At 63.1% G+C, this 17118-nt stretch carries 13 protein-coding genes, 1 tRNA gene and 1 pseudogene; 4 read left to right on the forward strand and 11 right to left on the reverse strand.

What is annotated here, in order from left to right:
• Window positions 1-54: 54 nt before the first annotated feature.
• The gene (locus AC0L17_RS00380) at window positions 55-1683 is read right to left on the reverse strand and encodes a trypsin-like serine peptidase (protein ID WP_473514346.1); all 1629 of its coding nucleotides are present in this window, start codon (window positions 1681-1683) and stop codon (window positions 55-57) included.
• Between the two features lie 136 nt (window positions 1684-1819).
• On the opposite strand from AC0L17_RS00380, the gene AC0L17_RS00385 reads away from it, so the two are divergent.
• Together AC0L17_RS00385 and AC0L17_RS00390 are read left to right on the forward strand one after the other, a co-directional pair.
• On the forward strand, window positions 1820-1951 hold the full coding sequence (locus AC0L17_RS00385) for a hypothetical protein (protein WP_473514347.1): 132 nt from the start codon (window positions 1820-1822) through the stop codon (window positions 1949-1951).
• 229 nt (window positions 1952-2180) lie between these two features.
• Window positions 2181-4430: a DNA/RNA non-specific endonuclease gene (locus AC0L17_RS00390; RefSeq protein WP_473514348.1), complete on the forward strand. Its 2250-nt coding sequence runs from the start codon at window positions 2181-2183 to the stop codon at window positions 4428-4430.
• A 1334-nt stretch (window positions 4431-5764) separates the two neighbouring features.
• Here the strand turns inward: AC0L17_RS00390 and AC0L17_RS00395 are convergent.
• The 3 genes and pseudogenes from AC0L17_RS00395 to AC0L17_RS00405 form a co-directional block, all read right to left on the reverse strand.
• Window positions 5765-6128: pseudogene (locus AC0L17_RS00395) on the reverse strand (transposase); the annotation flags it as partial.
• 355 nt (window positions 6129-6483) lie between these two features.
• The gene (locus AC0L17_RS00400; protein ID WP_473514349.1) at window positions 6484-6774 is read right to left on the reverse strand and encodes a trypsin-like serine peptidase; all 291 of its coding nucleotides are present in this window, start codon (window positions 6772-6774) and stop codon (window positions 6484-6486) included.
• Window positions 6746-6889: a hypothetical protein gene (locus AC0L17_RS00405; RefSeq protein ID WP_473514612.1), complete on the reverse strand. Its 144-nt coding sequence runs from the start codon at window positions 6887-6889 to the stop codon at window positions 6746-6748. Before AC0L17_RS00405 ends, AC0L17_RS00400 begins: the two co-directional genes overlap by 29 nt.
• Between AC0L17_RS00405 and ehuD the strand changes: the two genes are divergently transcribed.
• Window positions 6853-7563 carry an ectoine/hydroxyectoine ABC transporter permease subunit EhuD gene (gene ehuD / locus AC0L17_RS00410; protein ID WP_473514350.1) on the forward strand — a complete coding sequence of 237 codons (711 nt, stop codon included), beginning with the start codon at window positions 6853-6855 and terminating at the stop codon, window positions 7561-7563. The two genes, AC0L17_RS00405 and ehuD, sit on opposite strands and share 37 nt — an antisense overlap.
• Window positions 7563-8375: an ectoine/hydroxyectoine ABC transporter ATP-binding protein EhuA gene (ehuA, locus tag AC0L17_RS00415; protein WP_473514351.1), complete on the forward strand. Its 813-nt coding sequence runs from the start codon at window positions 7563-7565 to the stop codon at window positions 8373-8375. Before ehuD ends, ehuA begins: the two co-directional genes overlap by 1 nt.
• A 700-nt stretch (window positions 8376-9075) precedes the next feature.
• Here ehuA and AC0L17_RS00420 read toward each other — a convergent pair.
• The 7 genes from AC0L17_RS00420 to mepA all read right to left on the reverse strand — a co-directional run bounded on the left by AC0L17_RS00420 (window position 9076) and on the right by mepA (window position 17114).
• Window positions 9076-10764, reverse strand: coding sequence for a DUF6538 domain-containing protein (locus tag AC0L17_RS00420; protein ID WP_473514352.1), 1689 nt, complete (start codon window positions 10762-10764; stop codon window positions 9076-9078).
• 120 nt (window positions 10765-10884) lie between these two features.
• Window positions 10885-10969 (reverse strand) — tRNA-Leu (locus AC0L17_RS00425).
• A 68-nt stretch (window positions 10970-11037) separates the two neighbouring features.
• Entirely contained in the window at window positions 11038-11658 is a 621-nt protein-coding gene (locus AC0L17_RS00430) for a 2,3-bisphosphoglycerate-dependent phosphoglycerate mutase (protein WP_023803692.1), read from the reverse strand.
• A gap of 33 nt (window positions 11659-11691) precedes the next feature.
• Entirely contained in the window at window positions 11692-12534 is an 843-nt protein-coding gene (gene dapB / locus AC0L17_RS00435; RefSeq protein ID WP_473514353.1) for a 4-hydroxy-tetrahydrodipicolinate reductase, read from the reverse strand.
• Window positions 12531-14399 carry an ABC transporter ATP-binding protein gene (locus AC0L17_RS00440; RefSeq protein ID WP_473514354.1) on the reverse strand — a complete coding sequence of 623 codons (1869 nt, stop codon included), beginning with the start codon at window positions 14397-14399 and terminating at the stop codon, window positions 12531-12533. Before AC0L17_RS00440 ends, dapB begins: the two co-directional genes overlap by 4 nt.
• Before the next feature lie 114 nt (window positions 14400-14513).
• Window positions 14514-15530: a glucokinase gene (locus AC0L17_RS00445; RefSeq protein WP_473514355.1), complete on the reverse strand. Its 1017-nt coding sequence runs from the start codon at window positions 15528-15530 to the stop codon at window positions 14514-14516.
• A gap of 474 nt (window positions 15531-16004) precedes the next feature.
• Window positions 16005-17114 (reverse strand): penicillin-insensitive murein endopeptidase, encoded by a 1110-nt coding sequence (gene mepA / locus AC0L17_RS00450; RefSeq protein WP_473514596.1) that lies wholly within the window; start codon window positions 17112-17114, stop codon window positions 16005-16007.
• Window positions 17115-17118: the final 4 nt, after the last annotated feature.

Here is a 17118-nt window from a genome sequence, read left to right on the forward strand (position 1 = left end):
GGCCATCCTCCTGTCGTTTCGTTCCGCAAGGCCGGGCGGCCCTGGCATTCATTTCTACCTGAAAAGCGGAATGACTTGCTTCAGGACTTCCTCTTCGGCGGCCAGCATCGGCAGGCGCCGCTCGCCGGGCAGGGCCAGGCTCACCGCCTTCCTGATCTTGTCGGGGTCGATCTCCAGTACCGCCTCCAGGGAGCCGCACCATTTGCCCAGATCGTTGAAACCGATATCGGTGAGCTCGATGGCCGCGCCGCAGCCCGGCGGGGGCTTGTCGCCCCAGATCCTGCGCAATTTCTCGCGGATCGGCCTGTACTGGTCCGCCATGCCCTGCAGCGCGGCGTCGCTGCAGACCACGAAGATCTGCATGAGGTCTGCCGGCGTCTTCTCCTTGCGTAGGTGCGTTGCAAGCCTGGCAACCAGCGCCGGATCGCGTTCCCAATCCCAGTCGCCGATCCTGATGGTCGACCCCAGGATGATGCGCCGGCGTGCCCGCAGATGCTCGTCGAGCTGCTGGGCTAGCACCCTCCAGGCCTGCGCCGGCGAGTTCTCCCTGCTGGGCCAGGCCAGGGTTCCCCTTGCCCAGGGCTGCAAGCCATTCGATCCCATTTCTCCCTTGAGCGCCGCCTTGCGCCGATCGTCGTCGAAGCCGAAACCTTCCAGCGACAGCAGCAGCGCCAGCCTTTCCAGAAAGTTCGGGTGGTTGTCGACGCCGCGGCAGGTGATCAGATGGACGAGGCCGGGCTTCTTGTTCTCGCGCGCGATGTTGATTTTGATCTCGGGCTCGTCGCGATCCATCAGGAGCTTGACGTTGCGCAGCCGGCGCTCGGCCTTGAGCGCCGTTTCGGTGTCGGTGATCGTTTCGACCGATGCCGCGCCAGCGCGGCGCGCCGGCGGCTGCTTGTTGACGAGATGGCCGAAGTCGTTCGCCTTCATGTGGCGCACGATCGCGGCGATGGGGATTGCCTGATTCCATTCGGCGCGCGCATTGCCCGCCTGATGCAGGCCGATCAGGTTCAACTCGGCGTCGAGGCAGGCGCCGCCCGAAGAGCCGCCGAAGGTGGTTGCCGTATGGCGCATGCGAAGTCCGCCTTCCAGCATCGCCGTGATCCTGCCGGTGCTCACCTGGCGCGGCATCGCGGCCTTGCGGGCGGCATCGAGCGGATGCTGCAGCACGCGGATAGGGTCGCCCTCCGCCAGGTTGATCTGCGCGTCGGGAATGGTCAGCCAGCTGCGTTGCGGCGCAACAGTGTCGGCCGGGTTTGCAACGGCCTGGTCGCCCACCATCTCAGCCAGGCGGATGATAGCGTAGTCGACGAGGTTGGCATCGAACCCGTCCACCTTGTCCTTATCGTCGTCCTCGCCATTTCTGCTCTTGGGCAGGTTCTGGCTCCAGTCGGCGTGAAGCTTCACCGGGCGGCCCGGGGGGACCAGCTTGAGGTTGCTGTTTTCCTGATAATCGAAGCGCACGATGGCGTCCCCGGGCGTGCCCTCGGGCAGGAAAAGCCGCTCCACGACATGGTAGTTGGTCAGGACGAGATCGGGCCCGACGAGGATGCCCGTGCCGATCTTGCCTCGCCCGTCGTCGATCGCGCAGACCCAGTTGCAAAGATCGGCAATGAGGCTCTGCCACAGGTCGGTCGAGCGCACTTGCGAGTGGGGATCGACCGCGGCTTCGAGGCCGCTCATGCCGTGCCCCTGCCGGCTGCCAGGCGGCAACCACATGAAAGGTGGCGCGCCGGGCGCAACGCCATTGCCCTGCCGCCATGAGGGGAACAGTCGGTACTCTGCACCTTTCCGTCGCCTGCCATGATAAACCCTGGCCATGCTGAAGCAGAATCGCGCGACGATCAATGCATGGCGTGAACTTCCGCCGACGAAATTTTTAGCCGGCATCGGGCAGAGCCGCAGCGAAGCAGGCGTTTTACTTGCGGCGGCCGGCAGTCGCGCCGGGTAAGCACAGGCACCGATGTATCGGCGCGGTCGCTCTTCTCGACCGGCTGGAATCGCCAGTGCAGATGATCGACCGATATTGGCAAGGCCAAGCAATCAGAGAAAAATTCAAATAAATCCAATTTGAACGATCACGTGCTCTTGCGCAACCGCAAGATGAAAACGATGATGAGACGAGGCATCCTGGAACGAAGGGTTCCAGGCCCAGTGTCCTGGATCCTGAGGAGGGGAAGATGGCACGCAAGGACAAGGAACGGCTGCGCAGGTATATCGAGACGGTGACCAGGGCGGCCGGTGGGCCGGGCGCTTATGCCGAGACGCTGGCGGCGGCGGAAGAGTCGCTCGGGGGCGGTCTGGAAGGCGGCGGTCTGGAAAGCGCCCCTCCGCCCAGCACTGCCGAGAAGGCGGTGGCCGGCATGAAGAACATCGACCGAAATGCCGAGATCGACGAGGAGCAGTTCGGCGCGCTCGAGGCGATCATCTTCGCCGACATCAGGCCTGCGATCGACATCGTCGGCGGCACATTCAGCGTCACGCATCCGATGTGGCTCAAGCTCTCCGATAACGCGGCCACTAAGGCACTGATCGAATCCAGGCTGCCGGCGATCGGCCGCATCGAGCTGCCCGGCCATGCGCGGCTGCCCTATGGCGGCACGGGTTTCGTGGTCGGCGAGGGCCTCGTCATGACCAACCGGCATGTTGCGGGCATCTTCGCCGACGGCCTCGGCGACAAGCGGCTGTCGTTCAAGTCGGGTGCGGCCGCCGGGCTCGACCTGCTGCGCGAGCGCGACAGCACCAGCGCCAAAGTGCTCAAGGTCGAGCGTGTCGTCCTGATCCATCCCTATTGGGACATGGCGATCCTGGCGGTGAAGGGGATCGGCGGCGTCACGCCGCTGAAGCTCTCGCTCGAGGATGCGCGCGGCATGGCCGGCAGCGAGATATTCGTCGTCGGCTATCCCGGCTTCGATCCGCGCAACGCGGCCGACGTGCAGCAATCGCTGTTCAACAGCCGTTTCGGCATCAAGCGCCTGCAGCCCGGCCAGCTGCAGGGCAGGATCGATACTGCGAGCTTCGGCAAGGTGGTGCCGGCAGCCGCCCATGACGTCTCGACGCTCGGCGGCAATTCCGGCTCGGCCATCATCGACCTCAAGAACGGAACCGTGCTCGGCATCCATTTCGGCGGCCGCTACCAGGAGAACAATTACGCCGTGCCCGCGTCGGAGCTGTCGAGGGACGACCGGGTCAAGGCGGCGGGCGTCCTGTTCGACGGCGACGCGCCGGGCGGCGCGACGGAATGGTCGGCCTGGTGGCTGCGCGCCGACGCGGCGGAAGCGCCGGCCGCAGGCGATGGCGGCGCGGCTGCGCCGCCGCGCCCGGCAACGACGGCGCCGCCGGCATCGAGCGGCGGGCAGGTCGTGTCGACCAGCGGCGGTACGATGGCGATCGACATTCCGCTCAGGATCACGATCTCGCTCGGCACACCGGCGGCGGCAGCCGTCGCGGCTAGCGTGGAGGCGGTTGCCGTCGATGACACGGAAGGATTAAAGATTCCCGATCACGACGTCGACTACGCCAACCGGAGTGGCTACGACGCAGGCTTCCTCAACGATCCCGACCAGCCCGGGTTGCCGCCGCTGCGGGTCGAGTTCCCCAGCCCCAGGGACGCGGACGTCGTCGCCAAGACGACCGACGGCGAGGCCATCCTCCACTACCAGAATTTCTCGGTCGTCATGAATGCCAAGCGGCGGCTTGCCCAGTTGACCGCCAGCAACGTCACCAAGGCGGCGCACCTGAAGAAGCCGGAGCCCGGACGCGACTACACCCGCAGGGGGCTCTCCGGCCTGGGAGAGAATGACCAGGAAAAATGGTTCCCCGACGGGCGGCTGGACGAGAAGTTCCAGATTCCGGACGTCTTCTTCACCAAGGACCGCAAAGCCTTCGACAAGGGCCATATCGTGCGCCGCGACGACGTGGCCTGGGGCAAGACCTATGAAGAGCTGCGGCGCGCCAATGGCGACACCTACCATGTGACCAACTGCTCGCCACAGGTGGCCGGCTTCAACCGCTCGGCCGAAGGCGAGGACAATTGGGGCGACCTCGAGAACCAGGTGCTTTCGGAGGCCGCCAATGAAAGGCTGTGCGTGTTTGCCGGCCCGGTGCTCGACCCTGCCGACGAGGTCTTCCACGGCGTCGGCGACGGCGGCGTCAAGCTGCGGGCCAAGATCCCGTCGCGCTTCTGGAAGGTGATCGCGGCGCGTGTCGACGAAGGCATCGCCGCCTACGGCTTCGTGCTGGAGCAGGACCTCGAGGACGTCGATTTCGAGTTCGCCGTGCCGGCCGAGTTCCTGCCCGTCATGCGCAGGCTGAGCGAGATCGAAAAGCTGGCCGGCGTCAGCTTCGACGCGGCGATCACCGAGGGTGATCAATTCGATACCATGCGCGGCGCTGAGATCGCGCTGCGCAGTGGTGTCAAGCGCAAGTAGCGCCAATCGCGTCCGCCGAGCCGGCACGCCGTGCGGCAAGTCGGCTCGGCTTCCCCGGGAAATGACTGGGATTGCGTCCATGCCGCAATCCTTCCAGTAACCTCATTCCGCCTTCGCCCCTTCGACAGGGCTTCGGCGGATAAGCCGTCTCGGCGAAACGCGCAGAGCCCCCGCTTTGCTATTCCGAACACCTTCTGGTTCGGTTGGACTTGAGTGCAGCAGCTTCTCGAATCACTTTCGAGAACATCTCGTCTGATCGACTTGCCGTAGCTTTCGCAGTCGCGCCCTTGCGCTACTGCTCAGGCAACCGAAGAATTGGTTGGACCCGCAGATTGATTACAAACCGATGACGCTTACCAATCGGGTGAAACGACTTCCACCCGTGGTGCAAGTCGGCGTTGGTGACCGAGGCAGAGCAAGCGAACCGCCCCAGTCTCCTTTCTCCGAACCTCCGGCACGGTTCCGCCGGCTGCCATTCTCCCACGATCGCATTGCGTTTCTCGCTTCGGCTTGATCGTCGCCCCCAAGATGCGGCCCAGCCCGAAAACACAATCTCGACCGGCGAAACGTCCAGCTGCTCGCAAATTGGGAGTGGCCGGCCGACAGTCAGTTTCGATACTGCCCGCTCTTATCGGACATCGACCCGTTCGCTCAGGCAGAGCATCGGTGCGAATTCTGACCACGGCTCTTTCACTTGTCGCGCGCGCGTCGCGCCTTATGCGCAAAGACCGGATCGTGTCCATATTTGAGAGGTTCGCGTTGATTCAGCGCTAGTGGAGAACAAACGCTGATTTGGTGGGCGATCGTTGTGATCGCTGCCCCGGTCACTCGCAGTCAACTGTGCCGGCCATGGGAACGAGCAAGAAGCGCCATGGCGACCTTCATGGCGCTCCTCAAAGCTGCCCTTCGCGCAACGGTTCGAGTCGAACCTTCTATGCCCTTCCTACTGGGCAGCCATATGGCAATCCGTGCCCCGAGGCAGGCGTTGCGATCTTGAGATCGTATGCCCAGAACTCCCACAAACTAGTCAACTGATTTTCTGACATGGAAATCGAACCGGGAGTCGCATTGACGACAGCTTTGCGCCCAATATTGTTCTCTACTGGGTCAAGGGGTAGTGGCTCGGTTGTGAGCGTTATCGACGCTTTCGGGTGCCTGCGTTCTCTACGTGCTGATGGGGTCAGCTGGGTATGGAGCGGCTTGGTTGAAATCGCAGTCGACCGATCAGATCGACCGCATGCTACAGAATCGGCGCCGTCATCCATTTCTTCCCTCGGGCGTAGCTCCTGCTCGGGAGCTCGTTTCGGTCTCCGGTCCGGTTCGGTGCCGATCGGCTACGCTGGCTTGAACCCAGTGCCGTGCCGGAGCATGGCGTGCATGATGATTGCAAGCCGCCGGGCGAGAGCAATCCGCACCTTTTGCATCGTGGACCGTGCCGCGATCGCCAGTGTCCAATCCTTCAGCTTCGGCGGACCTTTGTAGCGCGTCAGCATGACGTTCGCCGCTTCGTAGAGCAGCTGTCGCGTTCGCCGGTCGCCACATTTTGAGATGTTTCCGGTGTAGTCCACTTCGCCCGACTGGTAGCGACCGCGGCACCAGGCCGAGATAGGCGCCGATGTCGTGGGAGTTGTCGGCCGCGAGTTCCGCCTTGATGTTGACCGGCTGTTGCTGGATGGCTTGGAAACCGGCGAGGGCGGTGTCCACGCGCTCGCCGGTCGTCGCGCCCGGCAACTCGGGCGTGGGCCGCCCACCAGCGGCCAAATGCTTCAGATAGGCCTCGCAGAGTTCGGCGCACTCCTGGTCGCCGGGGTTCAATCGGAGGACCACTTCGACCACTGCTTGGCTGCGATTGTTGTTCGCGGCATGTCTGAGGATCGCGAACCACACGGCGAGAGGACGGCCCTGAAGTTCGATCATCGCAGGGGCCATTTCGGCGTCCGTGATAATCATTATCCAGTCCTGCTGCAGCGGGTAGAGGTTGGCCAGCTTCAGCCTGAGAGCGAGATCGGCGTGAATTGACGGTTTCCTTCGCGTTGCGGTGGGCGCAGCGAGCTTACGGCTTGGCCGCGAGCCCCTCGACGACCTTGCCGATGGCGATGCCTTCGTTGCGGTAGTAAGTACTCTTCGAGACGGCGTTGGGCTCGGTGAGCCAGCCGCCGCTGTGATGCAGGGCGATAAGGTTCCATCTGGTGTCGAAGACCGGTGAGCCCGACGATCCCGGCAGCGTGTCGGTCAGATACTGGACGCGTCCACCCCCAACAAAGGCCACGACATTGGCGACAAACGAAATTTGCTTCTGGGCGCCGCCGGGATGCTCAGGGCTCCGAATCCAGGTTAACGGCATAGATCGCCGAGGATTGCGGCGAGGTAGTCGGTGCTCCAGCATCGATCGCGGCGAAATGCTCCAGCAGCGCCTTAAGGCGTGGCTTCTCAAATCCTTCGAGGGCGGCAAGGGTCATGGCAGGGGCTCCGAATCATCGATGCCCCATGGAATCAGATCAACCGCAATCCCAAAAGCGCGTTAACCCGAGTTCGTAGCCCTGCGGGAAGCGGTTACGCAATTGCGCTAGTGCTTGGGCTCGTACTAGCGTTGGCACAGCGGACAGGAGTACCGGGGGCCCGGTGGATCGTCCGCGAGGTTATTGAATTCATTCGATCCACTCCACTCGTGTTGCAAATTTTCTTTATCTTCTACGTAGGCCCTCAGTTCGGAATAAATCTGTCCCCATGGGTCGCCGGCCTCATTGCTATCGGACTTCACTACTCCGCATATTTGTCGGAGGTCTATCGCTCAGGCATTGAGGCGGTGCCACGCGGTCAGTGGGAAGCCTGCCGTGCGTTGAACCTCTCACCGTGGAGAACGTACTTCCGCATCATCTTCCCGCAGGCCCTGGCGCCGGCCATACCCGGAATGGGGAACTATCTTGTTGGCATCCTGAAGGACACACCAATGCTCTCGGTCATAGGTGTTGCGGAGTTAATGCATGCGGCCAACGCAATCGGCTCCGAGAACTACCGCTATCTCGAGCCATTCACTCTTGTCGGTCTGATCTTCCTGTTGATCTCGCTTCCGACGGCCGGACTAGTCCGGCTGTTCGAACGCAGGCTGCGGCTAGAACTAGGACTGCAATGATGACCAATACCGACTATCCCCTTGAACTGGCGGAGGATGACCGGCCGATGGTCCGGTTCATGAAGGTCAGCAAGAGCTACGGACAGCTCAAAGTAATTAATCACCTCGACTTTGACGTAGCCGAGGGCGAAATGGTTACCATTATCGGCCCGTCGGGTTCCGGAAAGACGACCGTGTTGAGAACCCTTATGACGCTCGAAACGATCAATGAGGGTGTGATCTATATTGACGGCAGGCCTCTGACTCACATGCCCCGGAATGGGGTCCTTGTCCCAGCAGACGAGCGATACCAGAGGAAGATCCGCTCGTCGATCGGCATGTGCTTCCAGCAGTTCAATCTGTTTCCCCACATGACCGCCATCCAGAATTGCATGGAAGGACCAGTCCAGGTGCTGGGGCTTTCAAGGAAAGAGGCGCTGGAGCGATCCGAAGAACTCCTTAAAATGGTGGGCATGATCGATAAGCGCGACCAGCATCCTTCGCGCTTGTCTGGCGGACAACAACAGCGCGTCGCAATAGCTCGCGCGCTAGCGATGCGACCTAAGGTGATGCTTTTCGATGAGGTGACGTCCGCTCTAGATCCCGAGGTGATCGGCGAGGTGACGGAGGTCATTCGGAAACTGGTCGCTGAGCACAACCTCACCATGATCATGGTCACCCATCAGATGGGGTTTGCCCGCGACATTTCCGACCGTGTATGCTTCTTTTACGGCGGCTCGATCGAGGAACAAGCACCGCCACAAAAGTTGTTTGGCGACCCGCAACGCGACCGTACCAAGCAGTTCCTATCCGCCATTAAGGAAGCGGTCTAAGGCGAAATACGGTGCCTTCGGCGTTGAGATTAAGTCGCAAGGGTGAGACGGTATCTCGGATACGCTGACAGTCCAGCGCGCTTCTCGTCAGGCGCAGGGTCGCAGCACAATGCACCGCATCCGCGCCCCAACCGCAGCAATTGTACAATTGTAGTGGCCAGGTGCGATAAAATTGGTCCCTATATGCTGGCGGCCCTTAAGAAGGGGTGCCCTGCTGGAGTAAGCGCCTCGCTGACACTTGAGCAGACGAAGCATCTCATTCGCCTGAGTTTGAGCAGATGCTAGGATGAGCGCGGCCAAATCGCGAAACCCACGGTCGAAACCGCTATCTCGCCGATGCGATCGGGGTTAAATTCACCCGGCTTTAGCTTAGAGGCGGCAGGTGCGCAATTGGGGCCCCAGCTCATAATTACCCCTCTTTGAGTGCGCGCAAAGGCACGTTTTCCGCTGCAGAGAAAGGAAGGAACAGTTCTTCAGAGTTCAAAGGAGCGTGCTTAGGCCATGCACATCAGCCATCCTGATGAGCTTTCATAATGAACGTCTGCTTCCAGCTGCCATTGTGTAAAAGCCGTCAGCGGAAAACGGCCCGAATATGCCGGAAACTGTTGTCTCTGACGACGCCCCCAAAGACTCGCCTGCGAATGGCAGCGGATGATGGCGCAATCAGGAGGTTATGAGATTCCAGCGCAGACGTGTAGCTCTAAGCGTCTAAGGACACGCCGCGGCGCGGCGGCAGTTCGATCTTCTCGAGCGCTGATGCCATCAGGGCCACGCCGATATGCCTGTAGACACCCGAGGAACTGCTGTCGGTGTGGCCCTGAATGGCGTCGGCCACGCTGTCAGAAATGCCAACCCTTGACGCTTCGGTCTTGAACCAGTGCCTCAGCGCATGATTCGGCGCTTTGCGTCGATCGGAAAACCCGTTCGCTCGAATCCAGGACGCCAGCCGGTTGGCAACGCCCTTCGAGGCGTGCTTTCGCTTTGGATCGCCTGACGAGCGGCCATAAAAGAGTGGACCCTGTCCCTTCTCCGCCACGAATTCCAGGAACCCGGCTGCAAGCAGGGCCGGATGAATGGGCACTGTCCTTTCGCTTTCCGCATTCTTGATGCTACCAGCATCGATTGCCGGCGTGATCTTTACGACATGATATCCGTCTTCCTCAAACACATGGCTGACGTGCAGCTGCGCCACTTCGCCAATCCGTGATCCCGTGGCGGCTGCCAGCCAAGGGAGCCATTTCTTCCCGGGGTCAGCAGCATTGCTGGCCAGCTCCAGCAGACGAGCCACTTCCTCGCCGCTATAGCCCAACATCTTCTTGCCCGCCTTCGTCTTGCGCGCGACCTTGATTCCCTGGGAAGGATCGGACGCCGCGAGTTTGTTCGCCACGGCAAACCTGAACAGCGCACGGGCGCAGCCGAGATAGCCTCGCGAGATGGTTGCCGCTGCCTTCTTGGCTTTGACGAGCTTGTCCTTCCAGCCGACGATATCCTCGGCGGTGATGCGAGTAATGTCGTCCGCCTTGTCCCCGACGAATGATTTCAGGTCGCGCATGATGCCGCGCCAGCTGGACAATGTGCTGGCGCTCGGATCGGTTTCCGCCTCCCAGCGCTCGAACAGTTGGTCGAGCGAAACCGGCTTGGCTGCCGGTGCCATCGGCGGAGAGCTGTGCAAGGCAGGCGCTTCAGGGTTCTCTGCCTGCCGAAAATTGCCTGCACGAAGATCGCCCAGCGAAGAATCAGGTTGTCGCTCGGCAATTGCCCGAAGCGCGTTGAGTTCGTTCTCAAGCAGCAATCGGCCAAGAGCGATCGCATCCGAATGGCTGATTTCGGGAATGCGGTTCTCGGCGATCGCGACGAATTCGCCAAGGTTTCCGGTCGCCCGCATGCTCTGCAACGTCTCGATCCGCTTCCCAAGGCGAAACCGATTGACGAACGCGATGACCTTTTCGAGATCACCTTCGGCAACGAGGTGGTCGAAATAGGTATAGGCATCCTGTTCGTCGTGCCCGAAGTCGGCCGGCACCGGCAGCGGTCCGAACTCGCCGCGCCAGAACCGTGCTGGCGCCGCGGTCGCCTGGCTGAAGAGCTCCGCACGGCGGCAGAACTCGTGATCGCTCGCCGCGATGGCGTGTTCACGGGCGATCTCGCGGAAGCCGGCACGGATCGTTCGCGAGTCCGGCGCAGCAACGCCAAGATTGTCATAGGCAACCTGCTCGGCACGAATCGCGTCAAACTGGTTTTCCAGTTCGACGTTCTTGCGAGCGAGACGCGACTTGGCGGTTTTGAGATCTTTTGTACGCAAGGACCGGACCACGATTTGACGCCCGTATATAGGGGCAATGTCCGTAGGAACCCAAATTCGGCAGTAAAAAGTGCCGCTGCGCGCCATCATCCGTTCGGGCAGTGTCGCCATTCGATTCGAGCCCCGACTATAACAGTCACTGTTACAACTGGGCCGAACTGGAAAAGCGAATCAGAACCTGAATGAAATCAGGTACTTACAAGATGATGGTGCCCAGAAGAGGACTCGAACCTCCACTCCTTGCGGAACACGGACCTGAACCGTGCGCGTCTACCAATTCCGCCATCTGGGCTGGTGCGGGCTCTTTAGGCGGGCAAGCGGTGAGTGTCAACGCGCTTTTTTGAAAGCTGCCCCGCCGGCTCAGCCGGCCAGCACTTCCTTGGATGCCACCGTCGAATCGGCGTTGAGCTTGTAGATGACCGGCACGCCGGTGCCAAGCTCCAGCCTGACGATCTCCTCGCCCGACTTGCCGTCCAGCGCCATGATCAGCGCGCGCAGCGAATTGCCATGCGCCGCGACCAGGACTGTGCCGCCGCGCAGCACATGCGGCTGCAGGTCGTGCAGATAATAGGGCCAGACGCGCGCGCCGGTGTCCTTCAGGCTTTCGCCGCCGGGCGGCGGCACGTCGTAGGAGCGGCGCCAGACATGCACCTGCTCCTCGCCCCATTTCTGGCGCGCGTCGTCCTTGTTGAGGCCGGAGAGATCGCCATAGTCGCGCTCGTTCAGCGCCTGGTCGCGGATGGTCTCGAGATCGCTCTGGCCGACCGCGTCGAGAATGTGCTGGCAGGTCTTCTGCGCCCGGATCAGCGACGAGGTGAAGGCGATGTCGAATTTCATGCCGCGCGCCTTCAGCTTGGCGCCCGCCTCCCTGGCCTCGGCGTGGCCCAGCTCGGTTAGGTCGACGTCGCGCCAGCCGGTGAAAAGGTTCTTCAGGTTCCATTCGCTCTGGCCATGGCGCACGAGCACGAGAGTTCCCGACATTTTTGCTCCTTCGGTTTGGTGGATGAGATCGTCTCAGGCGAGTCCGAGCACGTCGCGCATCGAATACAGACCCGGCTTCCTGCCGCGCGCCCACAGTGCGGCCTTCACCGCGCCGCGGGCGAAGATCGCCCGGTCCTCGGCGTGGTGGGCAAGCGTGATGCGCTCGCCGGTGCCGGCCAGCAGAACACTGTGGTCGCCGACCACCGAACCGCCGCGCAGCGTGGCGAAGCCGATCGAGCCGGTCTTGCGCACGCCGGTATGGCCGTCGCGCGACCGCACGCTGTTCCCGTCAAGGTCGATGCCGCGCCCGGCGGCGGCGGCTTCACCGAGCAGCAGCGCCGTTCCCGACGGCGCATCGACCTTGTGCCGGTGGTGCATTTCCAGGATCTCGATGTCGAAATCGTCGGCATCGAGCGCGCGCGCCGCCTGCTCCACCAGCACCGCCAGCAGATTGACGCCGAGGCTCATATTGCCTGACTTGACGATCGTCGCGTGGCGCGCCGCCGCCGCTATCTTTGCATTGTCGTCCGCCGAGCAGCCGGTGGTGCCGATGACATGGGCGATGCGCGCCTGCGCCGCATAGCCGGCGAATTCGACGGTCGCCGCCGGGCTGGTGAAATCGAGGACGCCGTCGGCCCTGGCGAAAGCCGGCAGCGGATCGTCGCCGATCACCACGCCGATAGTGCCGATGCCGGCCAGTTCGCCGGCATCCTTGCCGACATGCGGCGAGCCGGCCCGCTCGATCGCGCCGGCGACGCGGGCGCCCGGAATGGTGTGGATGGCACGGATCAGCGCCTGGCCCATGCGACCGGCCGCGCCGACCACCACCAGGCCCATTTCACTGACGGGCGGGTCGTTTGTGGCCGTACCGCTCATAAATTTCTCCCAATCGCTTTCTTCGCGCGCCGCAGCAGAGTTTGGATTGGCTTGCCGTCGTCGACAAGCCCCAGCCCCTTGTTGCCCTGCACCCGGTGGAACCGGGCATAGACGCTGTGCGGGTCGGCCATCAGCGAGGCATGCGTGCCTTGCTCGACCAGCCGGCCCTGTTCCAGCACGATGATATGGTCGGCATTGACCACGGTCGACAGCCGGTGCGCAATGACGATGGTCGTGCGCCCCGCCATGATCTGGATCAGCGCCTGCTGGACGCGCGCTTCCGCTTCGTTGTCGAGCGCCGAGGTCGCCTCGTCGAGCAGCAGGATCGGCGCCTGCCGCACGATGGCGCGAGCGATCGACAGGCGCTGGCGCTGGCCGCCCGACAGCGTCAGGCCGCCTTCGCCGACAGGGGTGTCATAGCCCTGCGGCTGCTGGCGGATGAAGCCATCGGCCTCGGCTTGTTGCGCGGCCAGTTCGATCTCGGCGTCGCTGGCGCTCAGCCGCCCGTAGCGAATGTTGTCGCGAATGCTGCCTTCGAACAGATAGGGCTGCTGCGAGACATAGGCGATGCAGCGGCGCAGCGACTGCTTGGTGACTTGCGAAATGTCCTGGCCGTCGACCTCGATGCTGCCCGCCTCGACATCGTAAAAACGCTGCAGCAGCGCCACCAGCGTCGATTTGCCGGCGCCCGAGGCGCCGACGATGGCCGTCATCTTGCCGGCGGCGGCAACGAAGCTGAGATCCTGCAGCACCGGGGCGTCGGCGACATAGCCGAACGACACATTGTTGAAGCGCACCTCGCCCCGGGTGATCTTCACTTCGGCCGCGCCGGGCGCGTCGCCCTGCTGCGGCTCGAGGTCGAGCAACTCGTAGATCATGCGCGCATTGACCAGCGACCGTTCCATGCCGACCTGCATGCGCGCCAGCCGCCGGGCCGGGTCGTAGGCGAGCAGCAGCGCGGTGATGAAGGAAAACACCGCGCCGGGCGGCTGGCCGCCGACGGCTGCCCGGTAGCCGGAATAGGCGATGACGCCGGCGACGGCGAAACCGGCCAGCATGTCGGAGATCGGCGATAACCGTTCCGAGACGCGGGCGATGCGGTTTGCCCGCTGCTCGGCGCCGGCGACAAGATCGCTGATGCGGCGCGACAGCTCGTCCTCCAGCGTAAACGCCTTGACGATGGCGATGCCTTGCGTCGCTTCCTGCATGGCGCCGATCAGCCGCGCGTTTATCTGTACGGCTTCGCGCGTGGCGCGCCTTATCCTGCGGGTCAGATAGACGACGGTGTAGATCAGCGGCGGCCCGATCAGCAGCGACATCAGCGACAGCATCGGATCCTGCCAGATCATGACGCCGATCAGCGCGATCAGCGATACGACGTCGCGTGCCAACGATGTCAGCGTCATCGACAGCAGGTCGCGGATGCCGTTGACGTTCTCGTTGATCTGGGCGGCCAGCCGTCCCGAGTGCGTGTCGTTGAAGAAATTGATGCCGAGCTTCATCAGATGGGCGAAGATGCGCCGCTGGTAGCGCGCCACCAGATTGTTGCCGATCCTGGCCAGCGTCACCGCCTGGCCGTAGGTGGCCAGCCCGCGCAGCATGAAGGCGCCCAGGATCAACAAGCAGATCAGCGCGATGAGATCGCCGCGCTGCTGGTAGAATATCTGGTCGACGACATCCTTCATGATCCAGGCGGTGAAGGCGGTCGTGGCCGCAACCATCACCAGGCACAGAACGGCCAGAACATAATACCAGCGATAGTCGCGGCCGTTCTCGGCGAGGATGCGGCGGATCACCGCCACGACCTCGCCGGGCCGGGCTTTGGCTTGGTGGTTTGGGGCTTGGGTGTTTGGCGACTGGTTCAAGTCGGGATCGTTCCGTGATGTCGGTCCGGCTCCGCGGCCGGGTTAATTCGGCAATCCTCTTAGCGCCCCGGTGCCGGCTTGCCTATGGCCGAGGCCGGCAAAAACTCTGTGGGGTCACGCCCGCCAGCGTCGCCCCGCCGTCTGGACGCCGAACAGCGATGGGTTTCTGGCATAGGCGGCAAGGCCGGAAAGCGCTGCCAGCGGATGGGTGATCACATAGACCGGCATGGTCCGCATCAATTCGCTGTGCGGCGCCTTGTCCTCGAAGGCGGCGCGGAAATTGCCTGACTTCAGCGCCGGCAGGATTTTCTGCGCGATGCCGCCGGTCAGGAAGACGCCGCCGCGGCTCATGAACACCAGCGCAAGGTCGCCGGCGGTGCGCCCGAGGCAGGTGACGAACAGCGACAGCGCTTCCTCGGCCACCGGATCCGACTTCGCCAGCGCCGCGGCGGTGACCTCGGCCGGCGTGGTCAACGGCGCCGGCTTGCCGTCCGCCCTGGCCACCGCCCGGTAGGCATTGACCAGGCCGCGTCCGGACAGGATCTGTTCGCCGGAGATTCTGCCCTCGAGCTTCTCGATATGCGCAAACACCTGGAAATCGCGCGACGAGCGCGGCCCGATATCCATGTGACCGCCCTCGCCGGGCACCGGGATCCAGTGGTTTAGCGCGTGCACCAGGCCGGCGACGCCAAGCCCGGTCCCGGGGCCGAGCACCACGCGCCCGGCATTGGGCTCCGGCGCATCGCCGCCGATCTTTTCCATATGCTCTTCGCCGAGCGCCACGACGGCCAGCGCCTGCGCCTCGAAATCATTGAGCACCACGACGTCGCCGAGGCCGAGGCTGGCAAACATTTTTTTTGGCTTGACGATCCACGGGCAGTTGGTGAGCGGGATCTCGTCGCTGTCGACCGGGCCGGCCACCGCCAGCACGGCGGAGTTGGGCCGCACCGACGAGCGGTCGAGCACCGCCGCCTGGATCGCTGAGTCGATCGTGTTGAAATTGGCGGTCTGGACGATCTGCGGTTCGGTTGGTTCCGAAGTCGCGTCGAGCACCATCGAAAAGCGCGCATTGGTGCCGCCGATGTCGCCGATCAGGACCGGAAACTGCAGCACGGTGTCGTCGTCTGGCATGCTCTCGTCCGTCCCGGTTCCCAGTGGCGTTCCGCCGTTCTTTTGTTGACTAGCGCATGACCCGGGAAAGGGAAATCAGTTTTCGAAATGCGGCGCCCAAGATTCAGAGCAAGATGGGGTCAGATGTAGCTTAGACGGACGCGCAAGCAATCACTGGATCGCTGCACTCCTCGACTACTGTAACGGCATGGATCCTAGGGTCTCCGCGACGTCGCTTCGCTCCTGCTCCGCCCTAGGATGACGAAGGCGTGGTAACTTAAGGCCAATCGCATGTGTCGGAGATTGGTGCTTGCTTCGCCGCGCAGCGGATGGCAGCTGTCGCAAACCTTCGAGATTGGCAGAAACGTTTTTCCCTTCGTCATCCCAGGGCGGAGCAAGGAGCGAAGCGACGCGGCGCAGACCCTGGGATCCATGCCGTTACGTGAGAGCGCCGCTGCGTTGAGAGCACCCTCGACCGGCTTTCCTAATATCGCCTCAGTACCCCGGCCGGGGTCGCGGCAGCGGAATGCCGATCTCGGGCGTTTCGGCGTAGGCGTTGGCCGTGGCCGGGAGCGCTGCCGCGCCGCTTGCCGATGCCCGCGCCGGCGACGGAGCCTTGCTGAGAACGGGTGCAGCCGCGACCGGCACCCCGTCCTCGCCGTAATAGTCGCCATAATAGGTGACCGCCTCCGCCGAAGCCGGATTTGGCCCGTCGAGCACGGCCTGGCATGCTGCGGGCAGGCTCGCCATCGTCATCAGGTCGCGCGCTTTCGGCCTGTCCGGGTTCTTGTTGGGGCGCCACGGCTCCTCGGTAAACCACCATGCCAGCGACTGGTCGCAGCCGTCGCCTGGCGCTGTGTTTTCCTGCGCTTTGCATTTGGGCGAGCCGGGCTGGCAGCCGATGCGGATGTGGAAGTGATAGTCATGGCCCCAGAACGGCCTGACCTTGCGCAGCCATCCACGGTCGCCTTTCACCGTGTCGCAGAGCTTCTTCTTGATGCCGGGATTGACCAGGATGCGCTCGACTTCCGCATAGCTTGCCGCGCGCTTCAGCAGCCGCGTATGCGCCGGTGCCCAGAGCGCATCTTTCACCAAATGGGTCTTTTCGTCGACAAGCAAGGTGGCGCTCATGTTTTCGCGCTGCTCGAGCGAAAGCTTGCGGTCGGGCATTGGCGTCAGCCAGATGTCGGCGTCGAGGCCGATCTGGTGCGAGGCATGGCCGGTCAGCATCGGACCGCCGCGCGGCTGCGAAATGTCGCCGACCAACAGGCCGGGCCAGCCATCGGCCGCGGCGTCGCGCGACAGTTTCTCGATCAGCGCGATCATCGTCGGATGGCCCCAGCGGCGGTTGCGCGAAGGCCGCATCACCTCCCATTTCGGGCCGTTCAGGGGTATGGCGACGCCGCCGGCAAAGCAGCCCTTGGAATAAAAACCGATCGACTGCGGCGCAGCCACGGCCGGCAGCTTTTTGGCGCCGAACAGGTTTTTCGCCAGTTCCTCGGCCGCCGCAGGTCGCGCTGCAAGCCCCGCCAAGGCGAGGACGGCGAGTGTTGCCAATGCATGTCGCCCAAAAGTGCGCAGCGGTTTTGGGACAACGACATGCATAAAC

The organism is Mesorhizobium sp. WSM4829 (assembly GCF_055811475.1).